At 69.1% G+C, this 13,569-nt stretch carries 15 protein-coding genes; 2 read left to right on the forward strand and 13 right to left on the reverse strand.

From position 1 onward, the window contains the following. Nucleotides 1-38 precede the first annotated feature (38 nt). Nucleotides 39-728 carry a small multidrug efflux protein gene (locus tag ELQ94_RS14015; protein ID WP_127050988.1) on the reverse strand — a complete coding sequence of 230 codons (690 nt, stop codon included), beginning with the start codon at nucleotides 726-728 and terminating at the stop codon, nucleotides 39-41. A 518-nt stretch (nucleotides 729-1,246) separates the two neighbouring features. On the opposite strand from ELQ94_RS14015, the gene ELQ94_RS14020 reads away from it, so the two are divergent. Then, a complete protein-coding gene (locus ELQ94_RS14020) occupies nucleotides 1,247-2,512 on the forward strand; it encodes a DUF418 domain-containing protein (RefSeq protein WP_208007716.1) in 1,266 nt (421 codons plus the stop codon). 33 nt (nucleotides 2,513-2,545) lie between these two features. Here ELQ94_RS14020 and ELQ94_RS17755 read toward each other — a convergent pair whose 3' ends face one another. The 11 genes from ELQ94_RS17755 to ELQ94_RS14065 form a co-directional block, all read right to left on the reverse strand. Then, on the reverse strand, nucleotides 2,546-2,869 hold the full coding sequence (locus tag ELQ94_RS17755; protein WP_208007719.1) for a zinc-binding metallopeptidase family protein: 324 nt from the start codon (nucleotides 2,867-2,869) through the stop codon (nucleotides 2,546-2,548). Then, nucleotides 2,866-3,180 (reverse strand): M20/M25/M40 family metallo-hydrolase, encoded by a 315-nt coding sequence (locus ELQ94_RS17760; RefSeq protein ID WP_424977383.1) that lies wholly within the window; start codon nucleotides 3,178-3,180, stop codon nucleotides 2,866-2,868. Before ELQ94_RS17760 ends, ELQ94_RS17755 begins: the two co-directional genes overlap by 4 nt. 35 nt (nucleotides 3,181-3,215) lie before the next feature. Beyond that, a complete protein-coding gene (locus ELQ94_RS17620; protein WP_166404812.1) occupies nucleotides 3,216-3,809 on the reverse strand; it encodes a hypothetical protein in 594 nt (197 codons plus the stop codon). Between the two features lie 59 nt (nucleotides 3,810-3,868). After that, nucleotides 3,869-4,594, reverse strand: a complete 726-nt coding sequence (locus ELQ94_RS14030; protein ID WP_127050989.1) for an alpha/beta fold hydrolase — start codon at nucleotides 4,592-4,594, stop codon at nucleotides 3,869-3,871. 49 nt (nucleotides 4,595-4,643) lie between these two features. Continuing rightward, nucleotides 4,644-5,417, reverse strand: a complete 774-nt coding sequence (locus ELQ94_RS14035; protein ID WP_127050990.1) for an SDR family NAD(P)-dependent oxidoreductase — start codon at nucleotides 5,415-5,417, stop codon at nucleotides 4,644-4,646. Nucleotides 5,418-5,540: 123 nt separating this feature from the next. Continuing rightward, nucleotides 5,541-5,921 (reverse strand): nuclear transport factor 2 family protein, encoded by a 381-nt coding sequence (locus tag ELQ94_RS14040; protein ID WP_127050991.1) that lies wholly within the window; start codon nucleotides 5,919-5,921, stop codon nucleotides 5,541-5,543. Between the two features lie 128 nt (nucleotides 5,922-6,049). Further along, a complete protein-coding gene (locus tag ELQ94_RS17765) occupies nucleotides 6,050-6,526 on the reverse strand; it encodes a (4Fe-4S)-binding protein (RefSeq protein WP_424977387.1) in 477 nt (158 codons plus the stop codon). Further along, nucleotides 6,472-6,795 carry a GNAT family N-acetyltransferase gene (locus ELQ94_RS14050; RefSeq protein ID WP_127050992.1) on the reverse strand — a complete coding sequence of 108 codons (324 nt, stop codon included), beginning with the start codon at nucleotides 6,793-6,795 and terminating at the stop codon, nucleotides 6,472-6,474. The genes ELQ94_RS17765 and ELQ94_RS14050 overlap by 55 nt, the downstream gene beginning before the upstream one ends. Before the next feature lie 257 nt (nucleotides 6,796-7,052). Continuing rightward, nucleotides 7,053-7,931 carry an ABC transporter permease subunit gene (locus ELQ94_RS14055; protein WP_127050993.1) on the reverse strand — a complete coding sequence of 293 codons (879 nt, stop codon included), beginning with the start codon at nucleotides 7,929-7,931 and terminating at the stop codon, nucleotides 7,053-7,055. Beyond that, complete coding sequence (locus tag ELQ94_RS14060) at nucleotides 7,928-8,854, reverse strand: ABC transporter ATP-binding protein (RefSeq protein ID WP_127050994.1); 927 nt, start codon at nucleotides 8,852-8,854, stop codon at nucleotides 7,928-7,930. Before ELQ94_RS14060 ends, ELQ94_RS14055 begins: the two co-directional genes overlap by 4 nt. 133 nt (nucleotides 8,855-8,987) lie before the next feature. After that, nucleotides 8,988-9,743 carry a MerR family transcriptional regulator gene (locus ELQ94_RS14065; RefSeq protein WP_127050995.1) on the reverse strand — a complete coding sequence of 252 codons (756 nt, stop codon included), beginning with the start codon at nucleotides 9,741-9,743 and terminating at the stop codon, nucleotides 8,988-8,990. A 123-nt stretch (nucleotides 9,744-9,866) separates the two neighbouring features. On the opposite strand from ELQ94_RS14065, the gene ELQ94_RS14070 reads away from it, so the two are divergent. Continuing rightward, nucleotides 9,867-12,704: a helix-turn-helix transcriptional regulator gene (locus tag ELQ94_RS14070; RefSeq protein WP_127050996.1), complete on the forward strand. Its 2,838-nt coding sequence runs from the start codon at nucleotides 9,867-9,869 to the stop codon at nucleotides 12,702-12,704. 64 nt (nucleotides 12,705-12,768) lie between these two features. Here the strand turns inward: ELQ94_RS14070 and ELQ94_RS14075 are convergent, their stop codons facing one another. Further along, nucleotides 12,769-13,470: an NADPH-dependent F420 reductase gene (locus ELQ94_RS14075; RefSeq protein ID WP_279432499.1), complete on the reverse strand. Its 702-nt coding sequence runs from the start codon at nucleotides 13,468-13,470 to the stop codon at nucleotides 12,769-12,771. Nucleotides 13,471-13,569: the final 99 nt, after the last annotated feature.

Below are 13,569 nucleotides of genomic sequence, written 5' to 3' on the forward strand. Positions count from 1 at the left end.
TCGCCAAACGCCTCATGTGGTGTGTAGCGAACAGTGCGTCACCAGCCGAGGGCGGCGAGCGCACCCGTCGCGGCGACGGCGATGAGGGTCGTCCACAGGACGATCGCGACGACCTGCCAGAGGATGACCCACTCCTTGCGCACGCCCGAGCTCACGAAGAAGGCTGCGGTGAGCATGGTCGGCAGTGCGAGGGGCGCGAGGAGGCTCGCGCCCGGAACGCCGAACTTCACCATCCAGCGGCGGAGCTTCGCTCGCCCCTTCGCTCCACGGCTCGGCTTCTCACCGTGCTCCTCGGCGGGTCCATTGGGGGCGACCGCGGTCTCGGAACGGACGCCCTGGTTGGTGATGACGGGCATCGCGGTGGTCGAGGTCGTCGCGGCGGCGGCGGACGCGTCGAGCGGAGCGGCGACGACGGGTCGATCCGCCACGAGCGGGGTGTGCGTGCTCGCTGGCTGCTCCCCAATGGTCCGCGACCGCCCGGCCCGACGCGAGACGATCGCCCCGCGGATGCGCGAACCGAGGAGGACCACGGCGATGACGCAGAGGATGTTGCCGGCGGCCCCCGCGATCGCGGCGACGACCGGGTGGAGGCCCGCGAGGATGCCGAAGGCCGCCGCGCCCTCTCCCTCGATGTAGGGCACCATTCCCGCGAGGGCGACGATGACCGGCTGCAGGAACTCCGGCACCTGGTCGATCGCGCTCTGCAGCCATTCGTACGGGTTGTCCACGGTCTGTCTCTCCTTCTGATCCGGCGTCCTCGCTCGACGGGAAGCAGGCCCCATCGAGGGTCCGCGCGAGCATCTGAGGAGAAGTACAGCCCCTGTTCTCGCAACAGGGTCAAGGGCGGCTTGAGCATGACGCGACGGCATGGTCTTGGATCGACTCGCGCACGTCGCCTCGACGCCGATGCACACGCTTCCGCTCGCGAACACAGGAGACCCCGATGACAGACATCCGCCTACTGATCGAGGCGGAGCTGCCCGCCGGCGAGCTCGCGTGCGCCCTGTGACCCCGGCCATCGGCGGCTTCCGTGCTGCGTCGGCCTGACCGACTTGACCGTGTTCCTGGAACGCAGCGTGAGGTGGAAGACGTCGAACGCACGCGCGGCGGCCCACGACCTCGAAGCGGAGATCAAGAACGCGCGTCACCTTCCTGGTCCTCACCGACTCGATGGGGTGGCCGCTCCTCATCCCGGGCTGGCAATGACCCTGTCCCCCCTCCCCACATCTCACGAAAGAGGAACGACATGACCGACGACTCGCGCGTCACAACAGGCCCCCTGGCCACGCCTCCTGCGTCAGACCGTCAGGCGCCCGAGCGCGCCCCACGACCGACGCCGCTCTCCGAGCGCTCCGCCGCCCCCGACCTCGCGCGCGGCATGATGCTGCTGCTGATCGCGCTGGCCCATGTGCCCTACTTCCTCTACGTGGCGCCCGTGGGAGCCGTGGGTCTGCACCCCGTCGACGGCGGGCTCGCGGACCGGATCGCCCAAGCGGTCACGCTCATCGTGGTGGACGCCCGGGTGTACACGATGTTCGGATTCCTCTTCGCCTACGGCATCGGTCAGATGTACGCGCGACAGGTGCGCTCGGGCGCCGAGCCCGCCGACGCGCGTCGCCTGTTGCGTCGCCGTCACCTGTGGATGATCGTCTTCGGTGCGGTCCACGGGATCCTGCTCTGGCAGGGCGACATCATCGGCGCCTACGGGGTCATCGGACTCGTCCTGATGCCGCTGTTCTTCCGACGCAGCGACAAGACCCTCGTGGTCTGGATCGTGGTCCTGCTCGCGGTCGGCGCCGCCGTTGCGGCCCTCAATGCCGTCTCGTACGGCCTCGGCCTCGTGCCGGAGGCGATGGCCTCCGACCTCCAGCGGCTCAGCATCGCCGAACCGAACTACCTGCTGGCCGCCCTCGCCCGCATCCCCGCCTGGTTCGCCGTGGTCTTCGGCAGCTTCGTCGGTCTCGCGCTCCCGACCGCGTTCCTCGCGGGAAACCTCGCGTCGCGGCGCCGCATCCTCGACGAGCCCAGCCGCCACCTCCCGCTCCTGCGCAGGCTCGCGTTCTGGGGCATCCTGCTCGGCTGGGGCACCGGAGTGGTCCTCGCGCTGCAGCACACCGGCGTCGTGGAGATCGCGCCCGACGGGACCCTCGTGAACGTGCACCTGTTCGCGGGAACGTTCGCGGGGATCGGGTACGCGGCGCTCTTCGGGCTCATCGCGCACCGCCTGTCGGTGCGATCCGCGATCACGATCGCGCCCGTGCGATGGATCGGCGCGCTCGGTCGCCGCTCCATGAGCGGATACCTCTTCCAGTCGCTCGCCTGGGGGCCGGTGCTCGCCGCGTGGGGTCTCGGCCTCGGCGCCCACCTCTCGAGCTGGTCGGTCGCCCTCTACGCCGTGCTCGTCTGGGCGATCACCGTGGCGCTCGCCGCCGTGATGGAAAGCCGCGGCATCCGCGGACCCGCCGAGACGCTGCTGCGGCGGCTCATGTACGGGGCGCGGAAGCGGACCTGACCGTGGTGGCGTCGGGGGAACGGCGCGGCTGACTCACGGCCGCAGCCACTCGCGGGAGGCGGCGACGAGAGCGGCGACCCCGCGGTCGAGTGTCGGCTGGATCACGGGAGCGAAGTGGGGCGAGTGGTTCGACGGGATGTCGCGATCGATCGTCCCGGCCGCAGCGGCCGCAAGGTAGGTCTCCGCGTCCGCGCCGCCGAGGATCCAGTAGACGAGCGGGGCGTTCGCGGCGGTGGCGAGCAGGCCGACATCCTCGCTCCCGGAGACCGGGCCGGGGTCGATGACTGACGCGTCGCCGAAAACGGACCGGAAGGCGGCCATCGTGCGTTCCGTGGCGGTCGGCTCGTTGACGGTCACGGGGAACGATTCGGCGGGATCGATCGTCGGGTCCGGTGCCCCCGCCAGTCCGCTCGGGTCGCCATGAGTTCGCGGACGGCCCCGACCAGGCACGCGACGTGCACGTCGTGCCCGCACGCGTGCATGATGTCGGATGTGGTGCTCGCGTAGTGGAGACCGGTGTCCTCGACCACAGGCAACGCGTCCATGTCGGCGCGCAGCAGGATCGTCGGTCCATCGCCGTTGCGCAGCACCCCGACGACCCCGGTGATCCCGATGTGCTCGATGACGTCGAAGACCGCGGCACGGAGCTCCGCGGCCGCGATCGTCACGATGCGCTGCGAACGTCGTCCGCAGCGGGAGAGTCTCAGCGGTTCAGCCTGCCTGGTCGGGCCCCCGATCGCCGGTGCGGTCTCGACGGGTTCGGCCGATCGGGCGCACCAGGCGTTCCGATCGATTCGTCGAATTGAGCCATGACGAGGGCTGCGGTGCTCGAGAACCCGGCGGCGACGAGAAGCAGGAGCGAGGGCGTGAAGTCCTCGGGTGACGGCAGCCACCCTCCTCCCAGCCACGGAAGGACCATCGAGGCGACGACCGCTGTGGTCGTCGCCCATTCGTTGACGATGAGGATCGGCGACGACCCCGATCCTCCGGTCATCGAGATCCTCCGGCCGGTATCGACGGTCGCCGCGAGCAGGACCGCCCCGAAGAGGATGAACGCTACGGTGCCCCACACCGGCCCGGCTCCGGCGAGAGCGAGCGGCACGAGGACGGGGACGCCGTAGGCGGCGAACACCCACCGGATCGCCGACCGCCGGTAGCGGTCGGCGGCGACCGTCGCGGAGAGGGCGCGGTGCTGGTCGGAGTCGATGTAGAAGAACACCCCGACGATGAACGTGCCGAGGAGGGTCGACGCGACGCCGGCCACTCCCAGGTGGAACTCCGGAGTGGCGAGCGTCACGTTCCCACTCCCGAAGCGCGTCTCATCGGACGACGGCTCGACCGTGAGTCGGCCACGAGTCAGTCCGTCGTCGCCCGGACGGACTCGACCGCGCGGAGGATGAGGTCGGCCACAACGGCAGGCTGCGAGACGGGCAGTGCGTGCGAGGCGTCGGGGATCTCGATCGCCTCGACCGCCGCAGCGCGCTCGGCCATGAACCGGAGCGCCTCGACGGGGATGTTCCGGTCCCCCGAGGAGAACACGAAGAACGAGGGAATCGATCGCCACGCCGGCTCGGATGCGCGCCCGTTGAGCGCTTCGGTGTTGAGCGGACGTTGGGTGGCGGCGTCGAGGCGGGCCCGCTCCTCGGCGACGTCGGCTGCGAACTGTGCCCGGTAGCGCTCCGGCTGGATGAAGAAGTCGGTCGTTCCATCGCTGAGCTCGACGGCGTGAAGCGTCTCGCCGAGAGTGCTGCCGGGGAACTTCCCCGACAGGTCGCCGATCGTCTCACCCACCTCGGGCGCGAAGGCGGCGACGAAGACGAGCGCCCCGACGTTCTCGAGACCCGTCGCGGCGTTCGAGATGACGGCGCCTCCGTAGGAGTGACCGACGGCGACGACGGGCCCGTCGATGGAGCTGATCAGGCTGCGAACGGAGGATGCGTCGCCGTCGAGGCTGCGCAGCGGGTTGGCGGCGGCGATCACGGGCACGCCAGCGGCCTGCAGGCGTTCGATCACCTCGTTCCAACTGGACGACTCGGCGAACGCGCCGTGGACCAGGACGACGGTGGGAAGGGAGGTGGGCATCGTTTCTCCGAACGGTTGGTGGGTGTTCCGAAGCGCGTGGGCGGTGTCTCTAACGCCCGCGCTCCTCGCTGATGGAGTTGGCGCCGTCGACGGTGATGAGCTGCCCCGAGATGTACGAGGCGCCGTCGTCGGCGAGGAAGGCGATGGTGTGCGCGACCTCGTCCGGGGTGCCGGACCGGCCGACGGGTGTCGCCGCGCCCATCGCCCGCTCGCGATCGGAGGCCGAGGACGTGTCGATCCACCCCGGGGCGACGGCGTTCACCGTGATGCCCGCCGCCGCCATGTCGATCGCGGTCGCTCGGGTGAGCCCGACGACGCCGGCCTTCGCCGCGTGATAGGCGACGTCTCCGGGATAGGCGGCCACGGGACCCGACACCGACGACACGTTGACGATGCGCCCGTAACCGGCCGCTTGCATGAGAGGGGCGACCGCGCGGGTGACGAGGAACATCGTGGTGAGGTTCCGATCGAGGGAGGCGCGCCAATGGTCGAGGGACAACGCGTCGACGGGGCCGGACCCGAACCACTCGGAGACGGACGACATCCCGGCGTTGTTGACGAGGATGTCGACACCGCCGAACGCGTCCGTCGCGGTCGCGACGACGGCGTCGACGCCGGCCTGATGAGTGAGGTCGGCGATCACGCCCTCCGCTCGGATGCCGACGGCGCGCAGTTCCTCGACCCGCTCGACGATGCGGTCGGTCGTGGACGTGATGACCACACGACGTCCCTGGGCGCCGAGCAGACTTGCCGCCGCGAACCCGATGCCCTGCGCGCTTCCCGCGCCGGTGACGATGGCGACGCGCTGTCGTTGCGTGGTCATGGCGAACCCTCTCCTCGGTGATACGTCCGGCACGTCCTAGTGAAGACCCTGTGGTGGGCACAAGGTCAACAGCACGGTCGACGGCTTCCACGTCCCGCTCCGCCTCACGGAAGCAGTCTCGGTCTAGAAGGCTCTCGGCGCGTTCCGATTCACCGGTGCGAGGTAGAAGCGGGACTCCGAGATGAGACCTCCCTCGTCGGTACTCCAAATGGCGGTGCCGACCAGGGCGTCCGGGCCACCGTCGCTGACGGTCCCCCGCATATCCCATTCCGTCCAGATGTCCTCACCGTTCACTGACGATCGGAGGATCGCTGCAGTGATATCGGGCATCCGAGCGATGATCGCCGTCCAGTTGCGGAGCACCGTGTCGCGGCCTGTGAAGGACAGAGATGGGTTCTGCGGAGCGATCGTGACGTAATCCTCGGAAAAACACGCGGCGATAACGGCGGGGTCTCGCGTGGCGATCGCGTCTCGGAGGCGAATGGCGGATTCAGGATGGTTCATGTCGTTCAGATCTCCTCGTTCTGGACGAAGTCTGGCCGTTCGTATGGGGCTGCGACTGTGTCAACAGCTCCGCACCGCACATTCGGCTGGCGAGGGGAACCGAGTGTCGGAAGCACACCCCTTCAGGCTTAGGCGGTGCTGCTGCAACTCTTGTCGCAGAATGGCCGTCTCGTAGATGCACCGCATCCGCATGCACTCATGCGCGTCTCCTCACGGGACATCGCTCCAGATCCGTCAGTGAGTCGGAGGTCGCCCCGGATGATGATCTGTCCAATGGCGGTCTGAGTGATGGTCGTTGGGACGGTCGGAGCCTCCGCTTGCCCGGGGAGAACGTAGTGGAGGGCGCCGGACGGGCAGCGTTCAACCACTTCAGCGACTGTGCTCGCCGCCGCGTTTCCGGGCTGGATCCACGGCCTCTGCGAAACGTCGAATACCGACGGCAGGCCGCGAGTGCACTCGGCGAAGTGGACGCACCGAGCACTGTCGTACTCGACTGTGATGTCCGGGGCCCGGTACTCGCGGGCACCGGGCACAGGAGCAGACGGTTCAGTCACAGCGTCTTCTCCAACTTTCGACGGAAAGCCGGCTGGACGATGTCGAGCCACTCTCGGTGCTCGCGGATGTACGCGGCGAAGAACGGACAGAGCGGGACGACCTCGTATCCCCGAGCTCGAGCATCACCCAGTGCAGTTCGTGCGAGCAGGCCCCCCAGGCCGCGGTGTCCGAACTGCGGGAAGATGACAGTGTGCGTGAATCTGCGCACGTTGCCGCGCTGCTCGTAGACCGCTAACCCCGCCTCATCCTCATCGATGAACACCTCGAATCGCTCCGCGTCGTGGTTTTCCTCGACCGTTATGTTCTGCTCGTCACCCACGGTTAGGCCTCCTGGCGACGGCGCGACTCCATCTGCGTCCACTCGAGGACTGACGTAGCCCCTGCTCGTCGCTCCATGATCTGTCCACCACTCTGTGTTTCCGTTCCTGCGGTCAGCGCCGCGTGCGTTTCGAACTGGATTTCACCTCATCGAACACCGTGTGGCCACCACATGGTCAAGGGCGGTCGATCGTCTTCCGTGCACCTTGTCCGATTCGGCCGGCGCCTCGGGATCCATCTCGTGGGCTCGCTCGTGTCTCACGCATCGCGACGCTTCAGCAGCACTATCGCCGCGGTGAACACCACCACCACCCACATCACGAGCCCGAGTGCTCCCTGCCAGGGTTCGAGCACCCAGAGCCCCTCCGGCCGCTGCAATGGCACACCCGGCGAGGCGAAGTCGGCGTACCCCGGATGGGCGGTAAGGGCGCGGCCGAGGTTGAAGGGCAACAGCGCCACGAAGTTCTGCAACCAGATCTGCGGTGCCGAACTACCACCCACCAGGCCGAGCGCGAGCGGCGCGACGAACACGAGACCCAGTGCCACGGCAATGCCACCGGCGATACTGCGGAGGATCGCCCCGATTCCAAAAGCCATGAGCCCGATCAGCACGAGATAGCAGATGCTCCCGATCATCGCGCGCCAATAATGCGGGTCGTCGAGGCGGACATCTATGCCGTTACCGGCAAGCAGGCCGATAGAGATCGGGATCGTGATCGCCACAGCCAGCGCGACAACCAGGAAGGTGCCGATGGCGAGTACCAGGGACTTTGCGAGGAGGGCGGGAACGCGTTGCGGAACGGTCGTAAAAGTGGACCGAATCATCCCCGTGCTGTATTCGCTGGCAATCACGAGTACACCCAGCACGCTCACGACGAGCACATTGATATCGGTGCCGATGATCACGGCATTCACGCCGGCGGCCTGCATACCGGTCTGAGAGAGCCCGCCGTCGAGCCACGCGAAGCTCGTCGAGGAGGACATCTGGATGCCCACCCCGACGGTGATCACGAACAGGATGGCAAACGTCCACCAGGTCGAGCGGAGGCTGCGCAGTTTGATCCATTCGGATTGGATGATCCCCAGGTGACTGAGATCGTTTCGATTGGTCGTCGAGAGGGACGTTGCCGTGCTCATCGCTTCTCCGAACGGGTCTGAGAGGCCGGGTACTCGACCTCGTCACGGGTCAATTGCATGTAGGCCTCTTCGAGCGACTTCGAGACCGGGGTGAGTTCGTGGATGACGAGGCTCTCGGCGGCGGCGGCGAGCTCGGCGATCCGCGGCGCAGCTATGCCTCGGACCGACAGCTGGCCGGTTTCGACGTGTGCGACGACCCCGCCGTGGTCGACGAGAAGAGCGTTGAGCCGGTCTGCGTCGCTCGCTCGTACGAGCACCGAGTCATCGGAGGCCTTCGCGAGGATCTCGCTCACCGGCGCGTCGGCGAGTACCCGCCCTCGTCCGAGGACGATCAGGTGTTCGGCAGTCTGCGCCATCTCGCTCATCAGGTGTGAAGAGAGAAATACGGTGCGGCCCTCCGCAGCAAGCCCGCGAGCGAGCTGACGAACCCACATGACGCCCTCGGGGTCGAGTCCATTGACCGGCTCGTCGAGTATCAGCGTCGCTGGGTCGCCCAGCAGCGCCGCCGCGAGTCCGAGGCGCTGCCCCATACCGAGTGAAAAACCGTTCACTCGTTTGTCGGCGACGGAATCGAGGCCGGTGAGCCCGATGACCTCATCGACGCGAGCCGGTCGGATCCGGTGCGTCGCCGCCAGGGCCCTCAGATGGTTGCGGGCGCTCCGCCCGGGGTGCACGGCCTTCGCATCGAGGAGCACGCCGACCTCGTGCAGGGGCGCGCGGAACGTGGCGTACGACACCCCGTTGATCGTGACCGTTCCCGATGTCGGACGATCGAGCCCGACGATCATCCGCATGGTGGTCGACTTGCCTGCGCCGTTCGGGCCGAGAAAACCCGTCACCCGTCCGGCGGCTACTGAGAAGTCGATGCCGTCGACGGCCGTCTTCGATCCGTATCGCTTGGTCAGAGAGTGGGCTTCAATCACGGGGGTCCATTCTTCGGCGGTGTCGGGGGTCGTCGTGAAGCTGCCCGATGGGCGGGCTCTGCAAGTGGACACGATGTGGCAGGAACAGTGTCAAGGTGACGGCGACCCCGTCGCGTGATACCCGGGCTCGGCCTCAGGAGGCGCTCGTGGCCTCACGGAGCGACGGGATCAGCTCGTCGCTGCGGGCCGTCACGCGCTCGACGACGTCGCGTTGGGCCGGGTTGTAAACCTCGAGGAACGTGTCGGCGATGATCCGGCGCGTCTCTGTCGGGCTTCTCCTGGGTCGCCGCCCGGAGGCGAGGGACGCGAGGTCATCGATGGATCGCCAGCGACTGGACTCGGCGGCGAACCGCTCGGCGACGCGCTCGCGGCTCCGCTCACTCGCGTCGGCACGCAGCGCGGCGAACTCCTCGGCGGCAATGATCGACCCGCGCGAGATCGTGTCTCGCAGGCTCGCCACCGCCTCATCATCGTCGGCGAGCCGCGTGACGACGTGCAGCACCGCACGATCCGCCGGAGACAACCGCGCGGCGACGGACTCGAATCCCCGCGGCGTATCGATGGGCGCCTGGTCGTGCAGGATGGCCGCGATGTCCTCCCGCGACCGGCGGAGCTTCGCGAGGTCCGCCGCGAGGACGGCGTCGACCGCGCGGAGCTCCTCCTGCGCCTCGGGGCCGGACGACCCCACCTGCTCGATGCTCGCGAGCGGCACGCCGAGTTCCGTCAGCCGTCGGATCCGCACGAGGCACACGAGGTGCCGGGCCGTGTAGCGCTTGTAGCCGTTCGTGTCGCGCTCGGGCAGGTCGAGCAGGCCGACCGAATGATAGTACCGGACGGTGTTGACCGTCACGTTCGCCAGATCGGCGATCTCGCTCGTGCTCCAGGGCATCGTGTTCCTCCGGGTGTGGCCTGGATACCAGGGTCGGACAGGGGCGTGCGGCTCGCGTCGGTATGTTCCACCTATCTCCCCAGCACCGGGTCGGCGGGCACCGAAGTGGCGGTGGTCGGCGGGATGCGTGACAATCGCCTCGGAGCGGCATTCCTTCCGCTCCTCCCATGGGCAGGAGTGTCACTGACAGGGTTCCTTGGCCGACGCGATGAACGCGAGGTGGTCGCGCGCCTGTTGTCCGACGCACGTCGCGGACGCAGCGGGGTCCTCGTCGTGCGCGGCGAGGCGGGCATCGGGAAGACCGCCCTCCTCGAGCAGGCCCGTGACGAGGCGATCGCGGGAGGGTTCCAGGCGATCGAGTGTGCGGGGATCGAGGCGGAGACCCAGTTCGCCTTCGCCGGGCTCCAACGGCTGTGCGCCGATCGCCTCGGCGGCCTGCCGGAGCTGCCGGACGTGCAGCAGGTCGCACTCGGCGTCGCCTTCGGACTGCGCGCCGGTGCACCGCCCGACCGGTTCCTCGTGGGACTCGCCGTCCTCGGTCTGCTGGCGGAGGCCGCCGCGGGACAGCCGCTCATCACGCTCGTCGACGACGCGCAGTGGCTGGATCAGGCGTCCGCCGACGTCCTGGCCTTCGTCGCCCGACGGCTGGAGGCCGAGGGGGTGCTGATCGTCTTCGCGATCCGGAGCGAGGACGGCTCCGACCTCGCGCCGGACGATCCCTTCGTCGGGCTCGTTCCCGAGTTGCGGCTGACGGGCCTCGGCGAGACGGACGCGCGGACCTTGCTCGGCGCCTCCGTCCAGGCCCCGATGGACGGAGACGTCCGCGACCGCATCCTCGCCGAGGCCCGCGGCAATCCGCTGGCCCTCCTCGAACTGCCGTCGAGCGCGGCGCTCGCCGGCGGATTCGGGCTCCCCAACACGCAACTCGTCCCGCGGCGCGTCGAGGAGGGCTTCCGCCGCCGGTCGGGCGACCTGCCGCGGGAGACGCAGTCGATGCTTCTGCTCGCGGCGGCGGATCCGACGGGGGACGTCGCGCTGCTGCAGCGCGCCGCGGCGTTGTTCGGGGTGGCTCCCGAGGCGGTGGAACCGGCAGAGGCGTCGGGGCTGCTCGACGTCGGTTCGCGCGTACGTTTCCGGCATCCGCTCGTCCGATCGGCCGTGTACCGTGCCGCCACCCCGGGCGACCGGCGCCGAGCGCATGGGGTGCTCGCTGACGCGACCGATCCGATCGCGCACGCCGATCGACGCGCCTGGCACCGCGCGCAGGCCGTCCTGGGCACGGACGAAGCGGTCGCATCCGAACTCGAGCGTTCCGCCGGGCGGACGCGAGCGCGCGGCGGACTCGCGGCCGCGGCGGCGTTCCTCGAGCGATCGATGGAACTCACCCCGGACGCCGCGCGAAGGGCGGAGCGTGCCCTCGCCGCCGCCTATGCGAAGCACGACGCGGGAGCGTCCGAGGTGGCCCTGGAACTGCTGTCCGAGGCGTCGGTCGGACCGCTCGACACTCTGCAGCGCGCGCGGCGCGACCTGCTCCGCGCTCGGATCGGACTGCACCTGACCAATGACCCGGATGCCCCGAGGATGCTGCTGGAGGTCGCCGAGACTTTCACCGTGCTCGGGGCTCGGCAAGCCCGCGAGACCTACTTGAGCGCCCTCGATGCCGCGCTGGTCGTGGGCACCGGGGTGATGGAGGTCGCTCGGGCCGCTCGGGCCGCGCCCGCGCTGGTCGGTCCACCGAGCGCCGCCGATCTGCTCCTCGACGGACTGGTCACGGCCTTCACGACCGGCTTCGGCGAGGCCGTTCCGATCCTCCGCCGCGCACTCGCCGCGCTCCGGGAGGAAAGGCCACCGTCCCCCCTCGACGCCGGTGCGAGCGTTGAGGCCCCGACGGCACCGGCGTCGAACGAGGGTCGCCGCTGGCTCTGGCTCCCCAGTGGGGTGGCTGCAGGCGTATTCGACGAGGAGTCGATGTTCGACGTCGCCTCCCGCAACGTACGGATCGCACGTGACACCGGTTCGCTCTCGATCCTGCCCGCCGCCCTCGTGGGCCTCTCCGCCGTGACGGTCCTCCGCGGCGACCTCGCCCGAGCGGCGGAGTTGGCGGACGCGAGCGCCGCCATCACCCGCGCGACGGGCGCGGTGCCGCTCCGATACGGTCGGATCTTCGTCGCCGCGTGGCAGGGGGATGGGGAGGCGATCGACGAACTTCGCCTGGGTGAGGCCGGGGACGGCGCCGGTACGGTCGTCGGTGCCGAACTCTCCCTCGCGCACTACGCGAATGCGGTGCTGCGCAACGGGCTCGGCGAGTATGGGGCTGCGGCGGACGCGGCAGCGCGGGCATGTCTGTCCGACGAGCTGTCCAATACGAGTCTCGCGCTCCCCGAATTCATCGAGGGCGCGACGCGCTCGGATCAGTCGGCGCTCGCGATGTCGGCGCTCGCAGCGCTCCGAGAGCGCGCCGAGGCGAGCGGGACCGAGTGGGGCCTCGGTCTCGCCGCCGGGTCCGGCGCCCTCCTCGCTCACGGAGCGGAGGCCGACGCCCTGTACCGGGAAGCGATCGACCGGCTGAGCCGTGGCCGCATGGTCCTCCATCTGGCCCGCGCCCACCTCGTGTACGGCGAATGGCTGCGCCGGGAGGGGCGTCGCCTGGACGCTCGAAAACAGCTCCGCATCGCCCACGACACGTTGGCGGACAGCGGCGCGGTCGCCTTCGCAGCGCGCGCCGCGCGCGAGCTCCGTGCCACCGGAGAGCAGCCGCGAGCCCGATCGGCCCCGTCGTCCGGCGCTCTCACGGAGCACGAGCTCCAGATCGCCCGCCTCGTGGCGGCTGGAGCGACGTCGAGGGAGGTCGGCGCCCAGCTGTTCCTCAGCACTCGGACCATCGAGGCCCACTTGAGGAACATCTTCCCGAAGCTCGGGATCACGTCGAGGCGCCAACTCCGCGACCACCTGCCGCAGTAGAGCCCCTACTCCAGGCCGAAGCCCGGGGAGCACGGGAGGGGAGGAAACAGGGTCACCGGCCCGGTCACGCTACGTTCCAGTCGGTCAGGGTCGCGGCGGACGCTGGATCACCGAGGCGAGTGAGACGCCTCAGCTCATCGATGCCCTCATTCGCTCCGAAGGCGGGGGAGCCGGGTTCCAGGCGAGCACCGACGGACAGAGGGCCGATGGTCAATGGATCGAAACCCAGTCCGTCGACGAACCGCGACACGACGGCGATGTCCGCGCGCGCGTCGCCCGCAATCGCGATAGCCTTCCGCCCGGCCGCTCCGCGGGCGCGTGCCTCGTTCTCGAGGTCGTGGTAGCCCATGTGGTTGAGCGCCTTGACCACGCGGGCCCCGAGGAGGAACTGCTGGACGGCCTCGCTCGAGGTGATACCCGATTCGAGCACGGTGTCTCGGTCGCCGTCGACCTCATGCCAGTGGTTCATGGCGTCGACGACGAGCTTCCCGACCAGTCGGCTCGCCGGGAGCGACCAGTACTTGCTGAGAGGAATCGCGAGGACCACGAGATCCGCCTGTTCGGCGGCCTCTGTGGGGCGCACCGCCTCGGCGCCGGGCGTGAGCACGTCGGTGGACAGGGCGATCCGTCGAGGGTCGCCCGATCCCGCGATCAGCACGGGGTGCCCCGCGGCGAGTGCGAGCCGCGCGATGGCGGTTCCGGCCTTCCCTGCGCCGAGGATTCCGATGGTGCCGAACTCGATCTCCGCGGCGCCGATCATCGTGATCCACCTCTCCGTGCAGTTCTGGTCTCGCCATGCATCGGCCGCTGACGGGGCCGACGAGCGAAGGGTGTGTAATTGACATGTAAATCATGTCAGAAGTAA

The organism is Labedella endophytica, from assembly GCF_003990045.1.
In the GTDB taxonomy this organism is placed as follows: Bacteria; Actinomycetota; Actinomycetes; order Actinomycetales; family Microbacteriaceae; genus Labedella; species Labedella endophytica.

Coding starts and splice junctions, on each gene's coding strand:
- ELQ94_RS14055 (WP_127050993.1), bottom strand. CDS start 7,931: ATGAGCACGGCAACGTCCCTCTCGACGACCAATCGAAACGATCTCAGT.
- ELQ94_RS14030 (WP_127050989.1), bottom strand. CDS start 4,594: ATGCCCACCTCCCTTCCCACCGTCGTCCTGGTCCACGGCGCGTTCGCC.
- ELQ94_RS14020 (WP_208007716.1), top strand. CDS start 1,247: ATGACCGACGACTCGCGCGTCACAACAGGCCCCCTGGCCACGCCTCCT.
- ELQ94_RS14070 (WP_127050996.1), top strand. CDS start 9,867: ATGCGTGACAATCGCCTCGGAGCGGCATTCCTTCCGCTCCTCCCATGG.
- ELQ94_RS14040 (WP_127050991.1), bottom strand. CDS start 5,921: ATGAACCATCCTGAATCCGCCATTCGCCTCCGAGACGCGATCGCCACG.
- ELQ94_RS14065 (WP_127050995.1), bottom strand. CDS start 9,743: ATGCCCTGGAGCACGAGCGAGATCGCCGATCTGGCGAACGTGACGGTC.
- ELQ94_RS14035 (WP_127050990.1), bottom strand. CDS start 5,417: ATGACCACGCAACGACAGCGCGTCGCCATCGTCACCGGCGCGGGAAGC.